The organism is Thalassospira sp. SM2505 (assembly GCF_054901115.1).
Window position 1 is genome coordinate 2,745,251 of sequence record NZ_CM142731.1, and the last position, 18,286, is coordinate 2,763,536.

The 18,286-nt window shown below is 53.7% G+C and carries 19 protein-coding genes; 16 read left to right on the top strand and 3 right to left on the bottom strand.

Features of this window, described 5'->3' with window-relative positions:
• Position 1 precedes the first annotated feature (1 nt).
• The 4 genes from ACTU44_RS12860 to ACTU44_RS12875 all read left to right on the top strand — a co-directional run bounded on the left by ACTU44_RS12860 (position 2) and on the right by ACTU44_RS12875 (position 4,345).
• The gene (locus tag ACTU44_RS12860; RefSeq protein WP_114099749.1) at positions 2–1,111 is read left to right on the top strand and encodes a DNA polymerase III subunit delta'; all 1,110 of its coding nucleotides are present in this window, start codon (positions 2–4) and stop codon (positions 1,109–1,111) included.
• Positions 1,112–1,197: 86 nt separating this feature from the next.
• Positions 1,198–2,760 carry a methionine--tRNA ligase gene (metG, locus tag ACTU44_RS12865; protein WP_462095602.1) on the top strand — a complete coding sequence of 521 codons (1,563 nt, stop codon included), beginning with the start codon at positions 1,198–1,200 and terminating at the stop codon, positions 2,758–2,760.
• Positions 2,757–3,575, top strand: a complete 819-nt coding sequence (locus tag ACTU44_RS12870) for a TatD family hydrolase (protein ID WP_462095603.1) — start codon at positions 2,757–2,759, stop codon at positions 3,573–3,575. Before metG ends, ACTU44_RS12870 begins: the two co-directional genes overlap by 4 nt.
• Positions 3,572–4,345 carry an MBL fold metallo-hydrolase gene (locus ACTU44_RS12875; RefSeq protein WP_462095604.1) on the top strand — a complete coding sequence of 258 codons (774 nt, stop codon included), beginning with the start codon at positions 3,572–3,574 and terminating at the stop codon, positions 4,343–4,345. Before ACTU44_RS12870 ends, ACTU44_RS12875 begins: the two co-directional genes overlap by 4 nt.
• Before the next feature lie 88 nt (positions 4,346–4,433).
• Here ACTU44_RS12875 and ACTU44_RS12880 read toward each other — a convergent pair whose 3' ends face one another.
• The gene (locus ACTU44_RS12880; protein ID WP_462095605.1) at positions 4,434–5,264 is read right to left on the bottom strand and encodes an amidohydrolase family protein; all 831 of its coding nucleotides are present in this window, start codon (positions 5,262–5,264) and stop codon (positions 4,434–4,436) included.
• Positions 5,265–5,490: 226 nt separating this feature from the next.
• On the opposite strand from ACTU44_RS12880, the gene ACTU44_RS12885 reads away from it, so the two are divergent.
• From ACTU44_RS12885 to ACTU44_RS12940, 12 genes are all read left to right on the top strand, one after another.
• The gene (locus ACTU44_RS12885) at positions 5,491–6,816 is read left to right on the top strand and encodes an ABC transporter substrate-binding protein (protein ID WP_462095606.1); all 1,326 of its coding nucleotides are present in this window, start codon (positions 5,491–5,493) and stop codon (positions 6,814–6,816) included.
• Positions 6,817–6,921: 105 nt separating this feature from the next.
• The gene (locus tag ACTU44_RS12890) at positions 6,922–7,818 is read left to right on the top strand and encodes a carbohydrate ABC transporter permease (RefSeq protein ID WP_462095607.1); all 897 of its coding nucleotides are present in this window, start codon (positions 6,922–6,924) and stop codon (positions 7,816–7,818) included.
• 3 nt (positions 7,819–7,821) lie between these two features.
• Positions 7,822–8,688 carry a carbohydrate ABC transporter permease gene (locus ACTU44_RS12895; RefSeq protein WP_336080928.1) on the top strand — a complete coding sequence of 289 codons (867 nt, stop codon included), beginning with the start codon at positions 7,822–7,824 and terminating at the stop codon, positions 8,686–8,688.
• A 4-nt stretch (positions 8,689–8,692) separates the two neighbouring features.
• On the top strand, positions 8,693–9,778 hold the full coding sequence (locus ACTU44_RS12900; RefSeq protein ID WP_462095608.1) for an ABC transporter ATP-binding protein: 1,086 nt from the start codon (positions 8,693–8,695) through the stop codon (positions 9,776–9,778).
• 8 nt (positions 9,779–9,786) lie between these two features.
• Positions 9,787–10,905 (top strand): mandelate racemase/muconate lactonizing enzyme family protein, encoded by a 1,119-nt coding sequence (locus ACTU44_RS12905; RefSeq protein WP_462095609.1) that lies wholly within the window; start codon positions 9,787–9,789, stop codon positions 10,903–10,905.
• Positions 10,902–11,231 carry an L-rhamnose mutarotase gene (locus ACTU44_RS12910; protein WP_462095610.1) on the top strand — a complete coding sequence of 110 codons (330 nt, stop codon included), beginning with the start codon at positions 10,902–10,904 and terminating at the stop codon, positions 11,229–11,231. The genes ACTU44_RS12905 and ACTU44_RS12910 overlap by 4 nt, the downstream gene beginning before the upstream one ends.
• Positions 11,224–12,279, top strand: coding sequence for a Gfo/Idh/MocA family protein (locus ACTU44_RS12915; RefSeq protein ID WP_462095611.1), 1,056 nt, complete (start codon positions 11,224–11,226; stop codon positions 12,277–12,279). Before ACTU44_RS12910 ends, ACTU44_RS12915 begins: the two co-directional genes overlap by 8 nt.
• Positions 12,272–12,718 (top strand): MaoC family dehydratase, encoded by a 447-nt coding sequence (locus tag ACTU44_RS12920; RefSeq protein ID WP_068519445.1) that lies wholly within the window; start codon positions 12,272–12,274, stop codon positions 12,716–12,718. The genes ACTU44_RS12915 and ACTU44_RS12920 overlap by 8 nt, the downstream gene beginning before the upstream one ends.
• The gene (locus ACTU44_RS12925) at positions 12,715–13,029 is read left to right on the top strand and encodes a UxaA family hydrolase (RefSeq protein ID WP_114099738.1); all 315 of its coding nucleotides are present in this window, start codon (positions 12,715–12,717) and stop codon (positions 13,027–13,029) included. Before ACTU44_RS12920 ends, ACTU44_RS12925 begins: the two co-directional genes overlap by 4 nt.
• Positions 13,026–14,228 carry a UxaA family hydrolase gene (locus ACTU44_RS12930; RefSeq protein WP_462095612.1) on the top strand — a complete coding sequence of 401 codons (1,203 nt, stop codon included), beginning with the start codon at positions 13,026–13,028 and terminating at the stop codon, positions 14,226–14,228. Before ACTU44_RS12925 ends, ACTU44_RS12930 begins: the two co-directional genes overlap by 4 nt.
• Before the next feature lie 9 nt (positions 14,229–14,237).
• On the top strand, positions 14,238–14,975 hold the full coding sequence (locus tag ACTU44_RS12935; protein WP_462095613.1) for an SDR family oxidoreductase: 738 nt from the start codon (positions 14,238–14,240) through the stop codon (positions 14,973–14,975).
• Between the two features lie 30 nt (positions 14,976–15,005).
• Positions 15,006–15,845, top strand: coding sequence for a fumarylacetoacetate hydrolase family protein (locus ACTU44_RS12940; protein WP_462095614.1), 840 nt, complete (start codon positions 15,006–15,008; stop codon positions 15,843–15,845).
• 74 nt (positions 15,846–15,919) lie between these two features.
• On the opposite strand, the gene ACTU44_RS12945 is transcribed toward ACTU44_RS12940, so the two are convergent.
• Positions 15,920–17,053, bottom strand: a complete 1,134-nt coding sequence (locus tag ACTU44_RS12945; protein ID WP_462095615.1) for a CaiB/BaiF CoA transferase family protein — start codon at positions 17,051–17,053, stop codon at positions 15,920–15,922.
• Positions 17,046–18,188 carry an extracellular solute-binding protein gene (locus tag ACTU44_RS12950; RefSeq protein WP_462095616.1) on the bottom strand — a complete coding sequence of 381 codons (1,143 nt, stop codon included), beginning with the start codon at positions 18,186–18,188 and terminating at the stop codon, positions 17,046–17,048. Before ACTU44_RS12950 ends, ACTU44_RS12945 begins: the two co-directional genes overlap by 8 nt.
• Positions 18,189–18,286: the final 98 nt, after the last annotated feature.

Here is an 18,286-nt window from a genome sequence, read left to right on the forward strand (position 1 = left end):
GATGGCAGGAAATAGCGATCTTTCCGAAGACGAAAATCCGTTTGCACCCCGTCGTAACGACGCACTTCTTGGTCATGAAGAAGCCGAAAAAACGGTTCTTGATGCCTGGAACAGCAAACGCATGCATCACGCATGGCTTTTGTGCGGCCCGCGCGGCATCGGGAAGGCAACGCTTGCCTATCGAATGGCGCGGTTCATTTTGTCTGGCGGCGGCGAGAATGGCGGGGCAGGTCTGTTTGGCGATCAGTCTGATGGTCTTTATGTCGATCCGGAAGACCCGGTTGCACGGCGTATTGCCGGCGGCGGTCACGGTGACCTCAAGGTCATCGAGCGCCAGTATGATGACAAGAAAAAGCGCCTGCAGGGCGAAATCACCGTTGCCAGCGTTCGCACGGTTGGCAACTTCATGTCCAAAACTGCTGCCGAAGGTGGCTGGCGGATCGTCATTGTTGATGCCGCCGATGAGTTAAACCGCAACGCCGCCAACGCAATCCTGAAGGTTCTTGAAGAACCGCCTGCGAATGCAATGATGATCCTGGTTGCACATCATCCGGGGCGCTTGTTGCCAACCATTCGATCACGCTGTCGTCGTCTGAACCTGAGTGCACTTGAAGATCATCAGGTTGTTGATCTGTTGGGACGTTATTGCCCGGATATGGATCTTGGTGATCGTGATGCGCTTTCGGGGCTTGCCGAAGGAAGCATTGGCCGTGCCCTTCAACTCCATGAAGTCGGCGGGCTTGAGCTTTACACCGAACTGGTCAATCTGATTGCCAGCTTGCCCAATGCCGATGTCGCAGCCCAGCACAAGTTCGCCGAACGTTTTTCTGCGGCGGACAAGGATGCGGCCTTTGCAACCGTGACCGAACTTTTGCATTGGTGGCTGGCCCGCATGATCCGTTTTGCCGCCACCGGACAGCCGCCACGTGAAGTGGTCGAAGGCGAGTTGCCTGCCATGCAACGCATGGCTGCTGCGCAACCGCTTGATCAATGGCTGGAGGTATGGGAAAAGATCAACGAATTGATGGGCGCGACCCGCGGTTTGCATCTTGATCGCAAGCAGGCCTTGCTGAATGCATTCTTCATGCTTGAAGAATGCATGCGAACCTGACATCACTGCCCAGTAACCGAAATATTGACCATCACGGCCCATTTCGGGCCGTTTTGTTTCACGACTTGCGCGAAGGATTTGCGACCATGACCGGGCACAAACAGCCCTATTACATCACAACCCCGATCTATTACGTCAACGACAAGCCCCATATTGGCCATGCCTATACGACGCTTGCCTGTGATGTTCTGGCCCGCTTCAAGCGCCTGGACGGGTATGACGTGATGTTCCTGACGGGTACCGACGAACATGGTCAAAAGGTCGATAAGTCGGCTGCGGCCAAAGGAATTGATCCGCAAACCTTTACCGATCAGGTTTCGCAGAACTTCCGCGATCTGGCCGTGCATATGAACTATTCGAATGATGATTTCATTCGCACGACCGAAGAACGCCACAAGAAGGCCTGTCAGGCGCTTTGGAATACACTGCTGGAAAAGGGCGAGATTTATCTTGGTTCCTATGATGGCTGGTATTCGGTTCGCGACGAGGCGTTCTATGCTGAAAAAGAACTGATCACCAAAGATGGTGAAAAGCTTGCCCCAACCGGTGCGCCGGTCGAATGGGTGTCCGAGCCCAGCTATTTCTTCAAGCTTTCCGCCTGGGGCGACCGCCTGCTGGAGTTCTATGAGCAGAACCCTGATTTCATCGCACCGCAATCCCGCCGTAACGAAGTCATCAGCTTTGTCAAAGGCGGCATGCACGATCTTTCGGTTTCGCGCACCAGCTTCAAATGGGGCGTTCCGGTTCCGGGTGATGAAGACCATGTCATGTATGTCTGGCTTGATGCGCTGACCAACTATCTGACAGCCATCGGCTATCCGGATTCAGATCCGGCCAAGCTTGAAAAATACTGGCCTGCAGACCTTCACATGGTCGGGAAAGATATTCTGCGCTTCCATGCTGTTTACTGGCCTGCTTTCCTGCTGGCAGCGGGTATTCAGCCGCCCAAGCGCGTCTTTGCCCATGGCTGGTGGACCAATGAGGGCCAAAAGATTTCAAAATCAATCGGCAATGTCATTGACCCCTATGACCTGACAGAAAAATACGGTCTCGATCAGACCCGATACTTCCTGATGCGTGAAGTTCCGTTCGGCAATGATGGTGATTTTTCCCATCGTTCCATGGTCAACCGGATGAACAGCGAACTTGCCAACGATCTTGGCAATATGTGTCAGCGCGTTCTGTCGATGATCCATAAAAACTGCAACGAAGTGATCCCGACGCCGGGCGCATTTACCGATGCCGATCAGGTTATTCTGACCAAGGCACACGGAATGCTTGATACCGTCCGTCCGCTCTTTGAAGAACAGGCCTTCCACAAGGGGCTTGAAGCAATCTGGAGCCTTGTCGGCGATGCGAACCGCTATGTTGACGAAATGGCGCCATGGGGGCTGAAAAAGACCGATCCGGCACGCATGGAAACGGTTCTTTACGTTCTGGCCGAAGTCATTCGTCACGTTGGCATTCTGGTTCAGCCAATCATGCCGGAGGCCGCATCCAAAATCCTTGATCTGTTGGTACTTTCCAATGACAAGCGCGGTTTCGAGATGCTTGGGCCGGATCATGCGCTCACCCCGGGCTCGGCAATTCCGAAACCGGCAGGTGTGTTCCCGCGATATGTAGAAGAAGACGAAGGAGCGAAGGCATGAATGTCGCCCTTGTCGACAGCCACTGCCATCTGGACTATCCGCAGTTTTCCGAAGACTTCGCGGGAACCATTGCGCGCGCCCAAAATGCCGGTGTTGGTATGATGGTCAGCATTGGTGTGAAACTGACGACTTTCGATCAGGTGCGCGCCATTGCCGAGAAATCCGACCATATTTACTGCACGATTGGCGTTCATCCGCATGAAGCGGGCGAGGAGGGGCTTTCAAGCCCCGAACCGCTGCTTGCCAGGACTTCCGATCCCAAAATTATCGGGATCGGGGAAAGCGGGCTGGATTATTTCTATGACAATGCCCCGCGAGAAGCACAGCAACAAAGCTTTCGCGCGCATATTTCGGCATGTCGCGAAACCGGACTGCCGTTGATCGTTCATACCCGTGATGCCGATGACGACACGATGGATATTCTTGAAGAAGAATATCAAAAGGGGCCATTTACCGGTGTAATTCACTGCTTTTCAAGTTCTGCAGAACTTGCACAGCGTGCGCTGAAGATCGGGTTCTACATATCCTGTTCGGGTATCATAACCTTCAACTCGGCAAAGGAAATCCGGGCGGCCCTTGAAGATGTGCCGCTGGATCGTTTGCTCGTTGAAACCGATGCGCCGTATCTGGCGCCGGTGCCAAAGCGCGGGAAGCCGAACGAACCAAGTTACGTCGCGCATACGGCCTCCAAGCTTGCCGAAATCAAGGGGGTCAGCCTCGAGGAAATTACCCGTATCACAACGGACAATTTCTTCAGACTGTTCACCAAGGCTGATCGCAAACATTTGTTGCTTCCGGGCGAGGCCGCACAGTGACAAAAATAACCATCCTTGGCTGCGGATCATCAAATGGTGTGCCATCTGTTGGCCTTGGATGGGGCAAGTGTGACCCGACCAACCCGAAAAACCGGCGTTTACGCAGCTCGATCCTGATTGAAGAATCTGGCAAAAAGATCCTTGTTGATGTTACGCCGGATTTTCGCGAGCAGGCACTTGGCCATAATATCGATCATCTTGATGCGATCCTGTTTACACATTCCCATGCTGATCACGTCCACGGAATTGATGATCTGCGCTGGATGAATGTTGCGATGAACAGTCCGATTGATATCTATGCCAACGCGCAAACGATTTCAGACATCGATCAGCGCTTTAACTACGTGTTCACACCGCTGCCAGACGGCGTCGAGTTTTATTTCAAGCCCGTTTTGATACCGCATGTCATCACAGGACCGCTAAACGCAGCAGGGGTCCCAATTACGGTTTTCTCCCAGGATCATGGTTACGGGGAAACTCTGGGCTTCAAGATTGGCAAGTTTGCCTATTCAACCGATGTCGTCGATTTCCCGGAAGAGTCCAGACAACATCTCTATGATCTAGACGTCTGGGTGGTCGATTGCCTGCGTCATCGACCGCACAACACGCATGCCCATCTTGAAAAGGTGCTTGGCTGGGTCGAAGAATTCAAACCCAGACAGGTCTATATGACCCATATGGGAATTCAGTTTGACTATGCGCAGGCAATGTCCGATACGCCGGACAATGTTGAACCGGCATATGACGGATTGATCATCAACGTGAACTGACTGTCCAAAGTTGACAAAGCATGTGGATTTCGAGAAGGAGACTATCAACAGAGGTCCCCTTGAAAGCTCACATCTCGATACCCGGGAACTATAAGGACCAAATCCGTTTGGCGTTTTTTGAGGCGAACGCCGCTTTCTCGGATTCTGATGCGTCCGCGATTAGGGTGTGTGTTGTTGCCATCCATTGATCAAGAGATGAATTCAGGGTGCATACCGGACTGTCAGAGCCCCAGACAACCCGGTTCCAGCCAAAGCACCCTATAACATGCTCGACATAAGGGCGCAGGGTCTCAATCGTCCAGTCCGGCTTTGCATAGGCAGAAATGCCTGAAATCTTTGCATTCACGTTCAGACGTTCCGACAGGGTTGCAATTGAATGCGCCCAGTCACCAAAACCGTCGTCAGTAAAGTCTGGAACGCCACAATGATCCAGGACAAAAACAGTATCCGGGCAGGCATCAACCAAGTCACACGCCAAGGAAAGCTGACGTTGGAGAACGCAGATGTCGAATGGCAGGCCCATTTTGCCAATCTTGCGCACATTTTCCCGGAACAGATCACTTTGCGAAACATCATCTGGCACAACATGCAATACGCGGCGAATGCCTTTAACAACCTTAGGATCAAGGCTTTCTAGAAATACCTCGCAGTCTTTTGATTCCGGTCTGGCCGAGGATATGGCTCCGCGCAGCATGCTTTGCGGCTTGGTCATCAGTTCGCCAATGAATGCGTTTTCGTTTGGAATGTCATCTGGTGCACAGTCCACCTCCATGTGAAGCACGCCTTCTATGCCGATGCGTTTTGCCGTGGCTTCATAGTCCTTAAATGTCCAGTCACGGTTCAGGGCAGGCACATCTTTAAGCCAGGGGTAGGTGATCCGGTCGCGGGCGACGAGGTGCAGATGAGTGTCGATGAACATGGCGTCTCCTTATTATCTGTGCGTTTCCCGGATGCATATGTCGGGTTATGTCCCGGCAGTCTTATGTTTTTTTCAGGATTAAGGTGATTTCTTGTGGAGTTCAACTTGACTCATCAATCAAGTCAAGTTTAAATATAAAAGATGCTTCCGAATATGAAAGTCACAACAAGAATGGCCTCGGAAGTGATATTCGGTCAGGAAAGACCGTTCCTTCAGGGAGGATAGAATGAAAACGTTATTGAGCGGTGCATCCCGTGCCGTGCTAGCGACTGCTGCTTTGACTGCTGCAATCTCTTCATTTGGCACCGCACAGGCGGGCGAGTTTGATGGTGTGACCATTGAGGCAAAGCTTATCGGCGGTCAGCAATATGAAGCGCTTTATGCCCGCATCCCGGAATGGGAAGCCGCCACCGGCGCCAAAGTGAACATCATTTCGAAGAAGAACCACTTCGAACTGGATAAAGAATTCAAATCCGACATCGCGGCTGGCACAACCAGCTGGTGCGTGGGTTCAAACCATTCATCTTTCGCATCCCAGTATCCGACCCTTTATACCGACCTGACCGGTCTGATAAGCAAGGACGTGGTTGCCGAGTTCGTGCAGGCCAACATCAAGGCTGCTACCTTTGATGGCAACCTTGTGATGCTGCCGCGTGCGCAGTTCGATGTGTCGGCACTGTATTACCAGAAAGACCTTTATGACGATGCCGACAAGGCCAAGGCATTTGAAGCCAAGTTCGGCTATCCGCTTGCGGTGCCGGAAACCTGGGCGCAGGTAAAAGATCAGGCAACCTTCTTTGCCGATCCGCCGAATTTCTATGGCACCCAGTATGCGGGCAAGGACGAAGCGATTGTCGGTCGTTACTATGAAATGGTCGTTGCCGAAGGCGGAAAGCTGTTTAACGATGATTTCTCGCCAGCCTTCAATTCCGAAGAAGGCAAACGTGCCCTGCAGTGGTTTGTCGATCTTTACAATGCCAAAGCCGTTCCGGCCGGTACGACCAACTATCTTTGGGATGACCTTGGTAACGGCTTCGCGTCGGGCACCATTGGGCTGAACCTTGATTGGCCGGGCTGGGCTGGTTTCTTTAATGATCCGTCATCGTCGAAAGTTGCCGGTAATGTCGGTGTTGCACCGGCACCGAAAGGATCGGCAGGCGTGCGTACCGGCTGGTCGGGCTTCCATGGCTTCTCCGTGACCAAAGATTGCGACAACAAGGAAGCGGCTGCGTCGCTGGTTGAATTCCTGACCAACGAAGACAGTCAGAAGCTTGAAAGCTCTGCCGGTCCGCTTCCGAGCCGCACCGCGGTTTGGGAATATGTCTCTGAGCAGGCAAAAGACGATCCGTATCGCAGTGAAGTTCTGGCTGCGTTCAAGGAAACGGCTGCAACTGCCTTTGCTGTTCCGCCGACCCCGCTTTGGATCGAGGCAACCAACCTGATCTATCCTGAACTGCAGGCCGCCATTCTTGGTGACAAAACCGTTGATGAAGCCCTTGAGGATGCATCAGACGCGGTTGACAGCCTGATGCAGGAAGAAGGCGTCTACTAAGCCAGATATATGGCGGCGCAGTTCGCAATTGGTAACTGCGCCGCCTGACCATTCCCTGACCCAAATGCATGGGCAAAGGCCTGTGCCGATTAATGGGACATCCCGATGAATCGCTTGAAACTTCCCCCGTGGTTGGTTCTTTTGTTGCCAGCCATCATTATTCTATCGGCCGTCGTGCTGTTTCCGCTCGTACTGTCACTATATTCGAGTTTCACCTCGTATCGGCTGACACGGCCTGACAGCATTTTTAACTGGGTGGGCTTTTTCAACTATGAAAAGGCACTGACGGATGTGAAGTTCTGGGCGGCTTTCGGTCGGACAGTTCTGTTGCTGACGGTGGCGCTTAATCTTGAGATGCTGTTTGGTCTGGGACTGGCCTTGATGGTGTCCAAGGTGACACAGGGACAACGTCTTTTGCGCACCATGATGATGTTTCCGATGATGTTTTCGCCAATCCTTGTCGGCTTCCAGTTCAAGTTCATCTTTAATGACAATGTTGGTCTGGTGAATAACGCGCTTCAGTCGCTTGGTATCACAGATCAGGCGATCCCCTGGCTGGTGGACGGGCATCTTGCGATGTTCTCGATCATCTTTGCCGAAATCTGGACGGCGACTTCGGTCTTTGGAATTCTTATTCTTGCCGGTCTTTATGCAATCCCGCGTGATCCGCTCGAAGCGGCAAAGGTAGATGGTTGCACCGCATGGCAGTCGTTCCGGTATGTGACCCTGCCGTTCCTGATGCCCTTTATCTATATCGCGATGGCGATCCGTTCACTTGATGTCGCACGTGCCTATGACATCGTGCAGATCATGACCAATGGTGGCCCGGCGCGTCGTACCGAATTGCTTTGGACCCTGATTGGTCGAACCGGCTATGTCGATGCCCGAATGGGGTATGCCAATGCCATGGGCTATATCTCGATCTTCCTGGCGATTTTCTTCACCATCTATTTCTTCAAGAAACTGACGCAATCGCGCAAAGAACTCGGGATGGGGGCGTAAGTCATGGCGAGTAATCTTAATCATCGCGTCCGCCGCTATACCCTTAAAGGACTGCATTTCTTCGGGCTTTTCACGGCCATGATGGTGCTGTGTGTGCCGGGCTTGTGGATTGTTCTGAACTCTTTCCGCCCGACGGTGGAAATCATGGCCAAACCGCCGGTCTGGATCCCCAACGACCTTAATCTTGATCATTACCGCGCCATGTTCAGCGGTATCGGTGAGGGCGGTGTTCCGGTTCTGACCTATTTCGCCAACTCGCTGGTTATTTCAGTGACTTCGACGGTCATTGCGCTTCTGATCGGGATGGCAGGTGGTTACGCTTTTGCACGTTATAAGTTCAACTTCAAGGGCGGCATGTTTGTCGGCTTGATGGTGACGCGTGCAGTGCCTGGCGTTGCCCTGTCCTTGCCGCTGTTTATCCTGTTTGCACGGATTGGCATCATCGACACCCATTTCGGTTTGATCCTGGCCTATGTCGCGCTGAATGTGCCGTTTACGATCTGGCTTATTGACGGGTTCTTCCGTCAGGTGCCGCCAGAACTTGCCGAGGCTGCCGAGATAGATGGTTGCACCCGCTGGCAGGCATTCTGGCGTGTCGAATTCCCGGTTGCACGTGCAGGCATTGCGTCGGCGGGTATCTTTGCCTTCCTGACATCATGGAACGAATACGCGCTGGCGTCCCAGCTGACCCGTTCGACGACGTCAAAGACGATGCCTGTCGGTCTTCTCGATTTTACCTCTGAATTTACCCTGAACTGGGGGGGGATGTGTGCGCTTGCGGTGTTGATGATTATCCCCGCACTGATCCTGACATTCCTCGTGCAGAAACATCTCATTGCCGGCCTTACCTTTGGCGGCGTGAAAGGATAATAAAATGGCTCAGGTCCACCTTCGCGATGTCGTCAAGAAATACGGCCCGCTTGAAGTTGTTCATTCCATCAATCTCGATATCGCAGATGGCGAGTTTGTTGTTCTGGTCGGTCCTTCGGGCTGCGGCAAATCGACAACACTTCGCATGGTCGCCGGTCTTGAAGGCATTTCTGGCGGTGAAGTGAAAATCGGCGGACGTGTCGTAAACGATCTGCCGCCGCGTGAACGGAACATCTCGATGGTGTTCCAGAACTACGCGCTTTATCCGCATATGACCGTGCGTGAAAACCTTGGTTTCTCGCTTAAGATCGCCAAACAGTCGCAGGCCGACATTGACAAGGCCGTTGATGAAGCGGCCGAAATTCTGTCATTGACGCCGCTGATGGATCGCAAGCCGGGTGCCTTGTCCGGTGGTCAACGCCAACGTGTTGCCATGGGACGTGCAATTGTGCGTCACCCGGAAGTCTTCCTGTTTGATGAACCGCTTTCAAACCTTGATGCCAAACTGCGTACCCAGATGCGCGTCGAGATCAAAAAGCTTCATCAGAAACTGAAATCAACAATCATCTATGTCACCCATGATCAGATCGAAGCCATGACGCTTGCAGACCGGATTGTGATCATGCGCGATGGCCATATCGAACAGGTCGGCACCCCGCTTGATGTCTTTGAAAATCCTGTAAATACCTTTGTCGGGACTTTCATTGGCTCGCCGCCGATGAACCTTTTGAGCGGTACGGTAAAAGGCAGTTCCATCGAGTTTGAGGATGGAACTCTGCTGCCGGTGCCGCCCGGTTATGAGATCGCGGATGGCCAGGCCGTTACGTTCGGGGTCCGCGCAGACAATATCATGCCGGTCGGTCACGCCTTGCCACGCGGCGAACATATGGCCGAAGTTGAAATGGCTGTTGATCTGACCGAACCGCTCGGGACCGAAACCCTGCTGTTTGCGACCCTTGCCGGGACCGAGGTACAGGCAAAAATGCTGAACCCGCGTCCGGTTCAAAGCGGTGAGCGCATGACATTCCAGATCATGCTCGACAAGTGCCACCTGTTTGACGCCGAGACCGGCGCCACGCTTCGGAAGTGAGGTAAGTGATGGCACGCATTACATCTGCTAATGCCTTTATGGTCGATCTTGAACCCAAGGTCGTGCGCACGGATGCGATCCAGTCATTCAATTCACAGGAAACGATTTTTGTCGTTTTGCGTGATGTGGATGGTGCCAAGGGCATGGGATATAGCTACACCATCGGTGATGGCGGACCTGCGATCCTGTCGCTTTTGAAAGAGACACTTCTGCCGCGTCTAATGGAACAGGATGCCGACCGGATCGAAGCCGTCTGGCGGGATCTGTTGTTCTGTTCGCACGCAACAGCGGTTGGGCCAATCATGTCGCTTGCCCTTGCGGCAATTGATACGGCCCTTTGGGATATGCGCGGGCACAAGACCGGTTTGCCACTTCATATCCTTGCAGGTGGGGCAAAATCATCGGTACCGATGTATACGACGGAAGGCGGGTGGCTTCATCTGTCACCCGATGCGCTGGTCGAAGATGCGGTTGCGTCAAAAGAGGCCGGTTTCCTTGGTTCCAAGGTGAAAATCGGCAAGCCGACAGTCGCTCAGGATTGTGAGCGTCTGGAAGCCGTGCGCAAAGTGCTTGGTGACGATTATGAAATCATGACCGATGCCAACCAGTCAATGACATCGGGTGAGGCCAAGCGTCGCTTGCCGATGCTTGAACGCCTTAATATTGCATGGTTCGAAGAACCGCTTCCAGCCGATGACATTGCCGGTCACGCCCGGCTCCAATCCCAGTCACGTGTACCGGTTGCCGTCGGTGAAAGCATGTATAGCCCCGGGCAGTTTGCCGATTACATCGCACAGGATGCCTGTGAAATCGTGCAGGCCGATGTCGCCCGGATTGGCGGGATCACCCCATGGCTTAAGGTTGCGCACATGGCCGAGGCCCATAACATAGCGATCTGCCCGCATTTCCTGATGGAACTGCATGTAAGCCTGGTTTGCGCAGTGCCCAATGCCCCCTGGCTTGAATACATTCCCCAGCTTGAAGACATAGCAGCCCCGATGGCACGCGATGGTGGCAATGCCCTTGCGCCGATGTCGCCGGGCTTGGGGATTGAATGGGATCACGACAAACTTGCCGCACTGACCGTTGCGGGAAGCGCATTTGACATCAAGGAGGCACATCAATGACCCGTCATGGACAATTGATCGGTATCGGGGCTGACGCCATCGCCGAATATAAACGGCTGCATGCGGATGCATGGCCCGGTGTGCTTGCCAAGATAACCGACTGCAATATCCGCAATTATTCGATTTTCCTAAAGGAACCGGAAAACCTGCTGTTTGCCTATTTCGAATATGTCGGCACCGATTTCGAAGCCGACATGGTGAAGATGGCCGCCGACCCGGAAACCCAGCGCTGGTGGTCCAAGTGCATGCCGCTTCAGCGCCCGCTTGATAGTCGGGCTGAAGGCGAATGGTGGGCAGAAATGCCGGAGGTATTCCATCATGACTGATTTACGCCAAACCGTTGAGATGCCTGAGAAGGTTACACCGGTTGTGATCTTTGGATCAGGGTCCATCGTGACTGATGCCCATCTTCCGGCCTATCGTGATTTAAAGGTTCCGGTTGCCGGGATTTTTGATCCCGATCTGGCCAAGGCCCAGAAAGTTGCAAGCGAGTGGGGGACTATTGCCTTTGAAACGCTTGATCAGGCAGCCAGTCAGGACGGTGTTGTCTTTGACCTTGCCGTACCGCCCGCGGCCATTCCGGAATTGCTCGAAGCATTGCCCGATGGCGCGATTGCAGTGATCCAGAAGCCGCTTGGTTCCGATCTGGGCGAGGCGGATAGGATTATCTCGGTCTTGCGCCGCAAGAACATCAAGGCCGCGGTTAATTTCCAGCTTCGCTTTGCGCCGAACTCGCTTGCGATCAAGGATGCAATAGCCAAGGGCCTGCTTGGCGATATCGTTGATTTTGATGCCTGGCTGGCACTTGATACGCCGTGGCATCTTTGGGCGTTTCTTGCCGATTTGCCGCGTGTCGAGATACTGCTGCACTCGATCCATTATCTGGATTTCGTCCGTGACTTGCTGGGCAACCCGGCAGGCGTTCATGCGCGCACCATTGGGCATCCGTCATCAACGGTTTCCAATACCCGCAGTGCGATCATGCTTGATTACGGAAGCGACGTTCGCTGCAACCTGTCGATCAATCACAATCATGCCTTTGGTCGCAAATTCCAGGCCTGCGAATTCCGGATCTGCGGCACCAAGGGGGCAGCCTATATGAAAATGGGCGTCAACCTTGATTACCCCAAAGGCGAACCTGACGAGTTGTGGCTGAACACTGACGGCGAATGGCGTCAGATTGATCTTGCCGGCAACTGGTTCATCGAAGCCTTCCACGGGCGCTTTGCCCAGGTGCAGCGCTTTGCAGCCGGGGTCGACGACGGGCTTGAAGGTTCGGCCGAAGACGCATGGCACACGATGGCACTGGTCGAGGCAGCCTATGAAAGCTCTGCCCTGCCGATGCATCCGATCAAGGGGGCACCTGATGCTTGAGCAAACCAAATACTACGAAGATTACGAAATTGGTGAAGGGCGTGACACGGTTGGCCGCACGATCACGGAAACGGATTTCGTGGTTCATGCCGGTCATTCCGGGGATTTCTTCCCCCATCACCTTGATGAAGAATTCTGCAAAACCTTGCCGTTCGGTCAGCGAATTGCCCATGGCACGATGGTCTTTACCATCGGTGTGGGCTTGACCGCGACCATCATCAATCCGGTGGCGTTTTCATATGGTTATGATCGTATGCGGTTCGTTAAGCCGGTCTTTATCGGTGATACGATCAAATCACGGGTTGAAATTATCGCCAAGGAAGTGATGGAAAAACGTCCCGGATACGGGCGTGTGACCGAACGTCTGACCGTGACCAAGCAGAATGGCGAAACCGCCCTTGTGGCTGATCACATCTATATGGTGGAGATGAAGCCATGACGGGGCCGTTCCTGCATCTGCATCCCGATGATAATGTGCTTGTGGCCCGGGCATCGGCCCCGGTCGGGACAGAGGTCAAATTGGCAAGCAGCACGGCAACGCTCACCCAGACCATCCCGCTTGCCCACAAGATCGCCTATCGCGATATCGTAGCAGGTGAACGCATTCTGAAATACGGGATGCCGATTGGTATTGCGACCGAGGCTATCGCAGCCGGCGCACATGTTCACATTCACAATATCCGTTCTGCCTATACGCCGACCCATGCCCTTCAGGATGCGAATGGTCAGAGCCCGGAGACGTCAAAATGACAGAAAAATTCCAAGGTTATCTGCGTTCGGACGGACGTAAAGGCATCCGCAATACAGTTGTGGTCGCTTATCTGGTCGAGTGTGCGCATTTTGTCGCGTCAAAGATCGTTGCCGGTTTTGACGATGAAGACGTGCAACTGATCGGATTTCCCGGATGCTTCCCCAATGAATATGCGGCGCGTGTGATGGGACAGCTTTGTACCCATCCCAATGTTGGTGCTGTCCTGTTTGTGTCACTTGGTTGCGAAAGCTTTGACAAGGTGCGCGCAAAGGGAACGGTTGCAAGCACCGGACGCCCGGTCGAAACCCTTGTGATTCAGCGATCCGGCGGAACAGCCAAAACGGTTGAAACCGGTCGTGCCTGGGTGCGGTCTGCCCTTGATGAAGTGGCCAAGGTCGAGCGTGCCCCAATGGGGGTCGACGAGTTGATCATTGGTACGATTTGCGGGGGCTCGGATGGGACATCGGGCATTTCCGGAAACCCTGCTGCTGGCAAGGCGTTTGATCTTCTGATCGGCGAGGGGGCTGCCTGCATCTTTGAAGAAACCGGCGAGCTGATCAGCTGCGAGGACATCATGGCAGAACGCGCCAAGACGCCGGAACTGGGCGAAGAGCTGCGCGCAGCTGTTCAAAAGGCCGAACGCTATTATGCAACGCTTGGCTATGGCTCGTTTGCGGCGGGCAATGCCGCAGGCGGTCTTTCCACAATCGAGGAAAAAAGTCTGGGTGCCTATGTCAAATCCGGCGACAGCCAGATTTCGGGCCTGATCAAGCCGGGTGATGTGCCGCCAAGGGGCGGGCTCTATCTGATGGATGTGGTTCCCGATGGCGAAGTCCGGTTTGGCTTCCCCAATATTTCCGACAATGCCGAAATCGTCGAAATGATCGCAAGCGGGGCACATATGACCCTGTTTGTTACCGGGCGCGGATCGGTTGTCGGATCAGCTATTTCACCGGTCATCAAGATTTGTGCGAACCCAGATACCTATCGTGCTCTTGAAGGCGACATGGATGTGAATGCCGGTGACATCATCGAAGGCAAACGATCCATTGCCGAGGTTGGTCAGGAAATCCGTGATCTGGTCGTCAATGTCGCCAAGGGTGCGCAAACCAAATCCGAGGCCCTTGGTCATCGGGAATTCATTCTGACTTACAAATCATTCGATCCAATCGGGCCGTCGTGCCTGCCTGCGGTTTGAGGAGGAAACATGAAAAGACTTGAAGGAAAACTCTGTTTGGTAACAGCTGCCGGGCAGGGCATTGGTCGGGCATCCGCCGAACGTCTTGCTGCAGAAGGTGGTCGTGTCATCGCAACCGACGTCAATGACGCAGCCCTCGCCGAACTCGATGCCATTGATGGTATCGACGCCCGCAAACTGGACGTCACAGACAGGGATGCGATCACCACATTGGTCAACAAAATCGGTCCGGTTGATGTTCTGTTTAACTGTGCCGGTATTGTTCACAACGGGACCATTCTTGAAGCAACCGAGGAAGAATGGGATTTTGCCTTTGATTTGAACGTCAAATCGCAATTTCGGATGATCCGTGCCGTCCTTCCGGGGATGCTGGAAAGAGGTGCTGGCTCGATCATCAATATGTCTTCAGTTGCAGGTCCGGTGACCGGCCCGGTTAACCGTTTGATTTATTCCGCGTCAAAGGCGGCGGTTGCTGGCATGACCAAGGCGATCGCCAATGATCATGTGACCCAAGGCATTCGCTGCAACGCAATTGCCCCCGGAACGGTTGACAGTCCAAGTTTGCATGAACGTTTGCGGGCGACAGGGGACTATGACGGCGCGCTCAAGGCATTTATCGCCCGCCAGCCGATGGGACGTATTGGCAAGCCTGAAGAAATAGCGGCACTGGTTGCGTATCTCGCCTCAGACGAGAGCGGCTTTACCACCGGGGTTGTGCATGTTGTTGATGGTGGCTGGACCGCCTGATCAGATTTTGAATAAAGGATAGGATTTAGTATGAAATTCGCACGTTACGGAGAACGCGGTGCAGAGAAGCCCGCTTTGGTTGATGCCAACGGCAATCTGCGCGACCTTTCGGCCCATGTCGATGATATCGCAGGCGACGTTCTGACCCGCCTTGATGACCTGAAATCAATCGATCCGGAAAGTCTGCCGCTGGTCGAAGGCGAACAGCGCCTTGGTGCCTGTGTTGGCCAGACCGGCAAATTCATCTGCATCGGTCTGAATTATGCCGACCACGCCGCAGAATCGGGTATGGAAGTGCCGCCAGAGCCGGTCATCTTTGCCAAATATACCTCGGCAATTTGCGGCCCGAACGATCCGATCATCATTCCGCGTGGCTCGGAAAAAACCGACTGGGAAGTCGAACTTGGCTTCGTGATCGGCAAAAAGGCCAAGTATGTTTCCGAAGCAGACGCACTTGATCACGTTGCCGGTTTCTGCCTAATCAACGATGTTTCCGAACGCGCCTATCAGATCGAGCGTGCCGGTCAGTGGTCCAAGGGCAAATCATCAGACAATTTCGGTCCGACCGGTCCGTGGCTCGTGACGCCGGATGAAGTGGGCGATTTCGACAATCTTGGCATGTGGCTGGAAGTGAATGGCGAACGCGTTCAGGATGGCTCGACCGCGACCATGGTCTATCGTGTGCCACACCTGATTTCCTATCTGTCACAGTTCTTCACCCTGCATCCGGGCGATATCATTTCGACCGGTACGCCCCCGGGTGTTGGTCTTGGCTTCACCCCGCCGCGCTATCTGAAGGCCGGTGACGTGGTTGAACTGGGCATTGATGGTCTGGGGACACAGCGTCAGGTCTGTGTGAACGACGACTGATCCTAATTGTATGACAAATAAAAAAAGCGCGGCCCGCAAGGATGCCGCGCTTTTTTCGTTCAGGTTGTTTGGGCTTACCAGCCGGTTTCAAGCAAATCGTTTGCATCACCAAGTTCCGGTGCGGCGCGTGACGATGACGGACGGGCACCATCAATACGCAGCGGCAGTTTGGTCGTTTGCATCGCTAAATCGCCGCGTTCAATATTCTGAACCATATCAAGTGTCTGCAAGACACCGCTTGCGACGACGCCATCCCAATTCATGACTGGTGCGGCCCAGATATCGTTGGCGACGAATTCATCCATCCAGCTTGCACTGGTTCGGGTTTTTAGTTGTGCGGCAAGGCCAGCCTTGATTTCATCGCGCTGTTTAAAGGCATCCAGTGCGGCAATTTCCGGTGAAAGTCCGGTGATATTCGCCAGAAGATCAAGTTTGCCCATCGCAATGGCAACGTGACCATCGGCTGTTTCATAAACCCCGTACGGTGCTGCCAGATAGGCATGTGCCGGATTGTTTTTAGAGCGTTCCGGGGTACGGTTGCCGTCGTTAAACCAGGTGGTCAGCAATTCAAATTGCAGGTCTGCCAGAACCTCGATCAACGAGGTTTCAACATAGCCACCGATATTTTGCGTAGCCTTGCGATACAAAAGGGCCAATACCCCGTGCGTCAGGGCTGATCCTGCCAGCACATCGGCAATCGGAAGCCCCATCGCAACCGGACCATGGTCTCGGCCGCCCGAAAGCCACATCACGCCTGACCGGGCCTGTGCCAGCAAGTCCTGACCGGGCAAATCCACCCACGGGCCGTCCGATCCATATCCGGTCACGGTGCCATAAACGACAGCAGGGTTGATCTTTTTGACAGCCTCGTAGCCAAAGCCAAGACGTTCCATCACACCGGGGCGGAAGTTCTGCAAGATGACGTCGGCTTCTTTCACAAGCTGGGTCAGACGGGCCTTTTCTTCATCGGATTTAAGATCAACCGCAACAGAACGTTTGTTGCGGTTGATCGCGTGAAAGATGGTGCTTTCACCGGCAATCTTGGTATCGGTCAGATAAAGATAACGCGACAGATCGCCAAGCCCGGATCGTTCGACCTTGACCACATCTGCGCCAAGGTCTGCAAGTTTCAGGGCGCAATAGGGGCCTGCAAGAAACTGCGAGAAATCCAGAACCTTCAGTCCTTTAAGGGGCAGTATATCAGTCATGGTCGAAGCTTTCGTCAAAACGTGTCTGAAGGGCAGAAAGGGCTGTTTGCGGAGTAATTTTTCCGGTCAGCGCATCAAGAAGGATGTGTGATGCATCTTCCTGAAACGCCATATATCCGTCATGGCGCGGGCGCAGCCACGCGGCTTCGTGGGTCATGCGGGTATTACTGTAACAAGACCCGACCGGCGCATTGACTGCGGCATCACCCCAGGCAACCGCATTGCCCGGTTGACCGTTATGGCTGGCATAAAGGCCACGCTGAATATCGGCCGAAGCAACCCACAGAGCGAATTCAACGCAAAGGTCGGGATGTTTCGTTTGCGATGAAACCGCAATCCCGGTTCCACCAAGGGCCGAGCCAAGTGGGCCGGACACACCAAGGGAGGGCATATCGTGGAAGGCGATGCGATGAGCGCGGTAATTGATCCGTGCGTAAGGCGCATACAAGTAGACATAAGGACACAGGGTAAATTTGTTGCCGTCACAAAGGGCATCAAGGGCCGAAATCGGATCCATCCTGAGGCAGGCGGGATCAACCAGATCGGCAAGGGTTGCCATTGCTTTAATTACATCAAGGGCTGCTTTTTGATCGATTTCGGTCCCCTTGGTGACCGGGAAGGGTGCGCCGGAGTTTGCCAGCAAGCTAAAGAATGACATCAGAACATGAGGGGACAGAAGCGGCCAGACAACACGACCGTCTTTGGCCTCGGCAATCACGTCGGAGAAAGTCTTGACCGGAGCATTGATGAGATCGGGTCGAATTGCCTGCACCTGACAAGCGGCATCGACAGGCAAAGCCCACTGATGCCCATTGAAGAAATAGCTCTGATAGCTTTTACCAACGGTTTCGGCCGAAAGCCGGGCGAGGGTGCCTGCATCTGCCACACGATCAACCGGCAACAAACAGTTCTTTTCCACAACAGCGCCAACATGAGGATGATCGATAATAATCAGATCATAGGTCCGTGCCAGTTCCTCGACCGGGGTGCTTTCAAAACCTTGAAGGGACCGTTTGTCCCAGACGATATCGACATCAGGATGACGTTCACGAAAGGTTGCACTGGCTGCCACCAGCGGGTCATAGCCGCGCGGATCCGACCAGGTCATGCCCCTGATTTTCTTTTGTTTGGTCATTGTTTTTCTTCCTCCCATCATCAGTTTAATGCTGGAAGTTTATAAATGAAAGTATGTTTTATATTTGATACGATGTTTTCTATATCACAGGGTCAGTT

What these genes read in the sequence shown, in the direction of transcription:
- ACTU44_RS12860 (WP_114099749.1), top strand. Translation starts at nt 2, where the DNA reads ATGGCAGGAAATAGCGATCTTTCCGAAGACGAAAATCCGTTTGCACCC.
- metG (WP_462095602.1), top strand. Translation starts at nt 1,198, where the DNA reads ATGACCGGGCACAAACAGCCCTATTACATCACAACCCCGATCTATTAC.
- ACTU44_RS12870 (WP_462095603.1), top strand. Translation starts at nt 2,757, where the DNA reads ATGAATGTCGCCCTTGTCGACAGCCACTGCCATCTGGACTATCCGCAG.
- ACTU44_RS12880 (WP_462095605.1), bottom strand. Translation starts at nt 5,264, where the DNA reads ATGTTCATCGACACTCATCTGCACCTCGTCGCCCGCGACCGGATCACC.
- ACTU44_RS12885 (WP_462095606.1), top strand. Translation starts at nt 5,491, where the DNA reads ATGAAAACGTTATTGAGCGGTGCATCCCGTGCCGTGCTAGCGACTGCT.
- ACTU44_RS12890 (WP_462095607.1), top strand. Translation starts at nt 6,922, where the DNA reads ATGAATCGCTTGAAACTTCCCCCGTGGTTGGTTCTTTTGTTGCCAGCC.
- ACTU44_RS12895 (WP_336080928.1), top strand. Translation starts at nt 7,822, where the DNA reads ATGGCGAGTAATCTTAATCATCGCGTCCGCCGCTATACCCTTAAAGGA.
- ACTU44_RS12900 (WP_462095608.1), top strand. Translation starts at nt 8,693, where the DNA reads ATGGCTCAGGTCCACCTTCGCGATGTCGTCAAGAAATACGGCCCGCTT.
- ACTU44_RS12905 (WP_462095609.1), top strand. Translation starts at nt 9,787, where the DNA reads ATGGCACGCATTACATCTGCTAATGCCTTTATGGTCGATCTTGAACCC.
- ACTU44_RS12910 (WP_462095610.1), top strand. Translation starts at nt 10,902, where the DNA reads ATGACCCGTCATGGACAATTGATCGGTATCGGGGCTGACGCCATCGCC.
- ACTU44_RS12915 (WP_462095611.1), top strand. Translation starts at nt 11,224, where the DNA reads ATGACTGATTTACGCCAAACCGTTGAGATGCCTGAGAAGGTTACACCG.
- ACTU44_RS12920 (WP_068519445.1), top strand. Translation starts at nt 12,272, where the DNA reads ATGCTTGAGCAAACCAAATACTACGAAGATTACGAAATTGGTGAAGGG.
- ACTU44_RS12925 (WP_114099738.1), top strand. Translation starts at nt 12,715, where the DNA reads ATGACGGGGCCGTTCCTGCATCTGCATCCCGATGATAATGTGCTTGTG.
- ACTU44_RS12930 (WP_462095612.1), top strand. Translation starts at nt 13,026, where the DNA reads ATGACAGAAAAATTCCAAGGTTATCTGCGTTCGGACGGACGTAAAGGC.
- ACTU44_RS12935 (WP_462095613.1), top strand. Translation starts at nt 14,238, where the DNA reads ATGAAAAGACTTGAAGGAAAACTCTGTTTGGTAACAGCTGCCGGGCAG.
- ACTU44_RS12940 (WP_462095614.1), top strand. Translation starts at nt 15,006, where the DNA reads ATGAAATTCGCACGTTACGGAGAACGCGGTGCAGAGAAGCCCGCTTTG.
- ACTU44_RS12945 (WP_462095615.1), bottom strand. Translation starts at nt 17,053, where the DNA reads ATGACTGATATACTGCCCCTTAAAGGACTGAAGGTTCTGGATTTCTCG.
- ACTU44_RS12950 (WP_462095616.1), bottom strand. Translation starts at nt 18,188, where the DNA reads ATGACCAAACAAAAGAAAATCAGGGGCATGACCTGGTCGGATCCGCGC.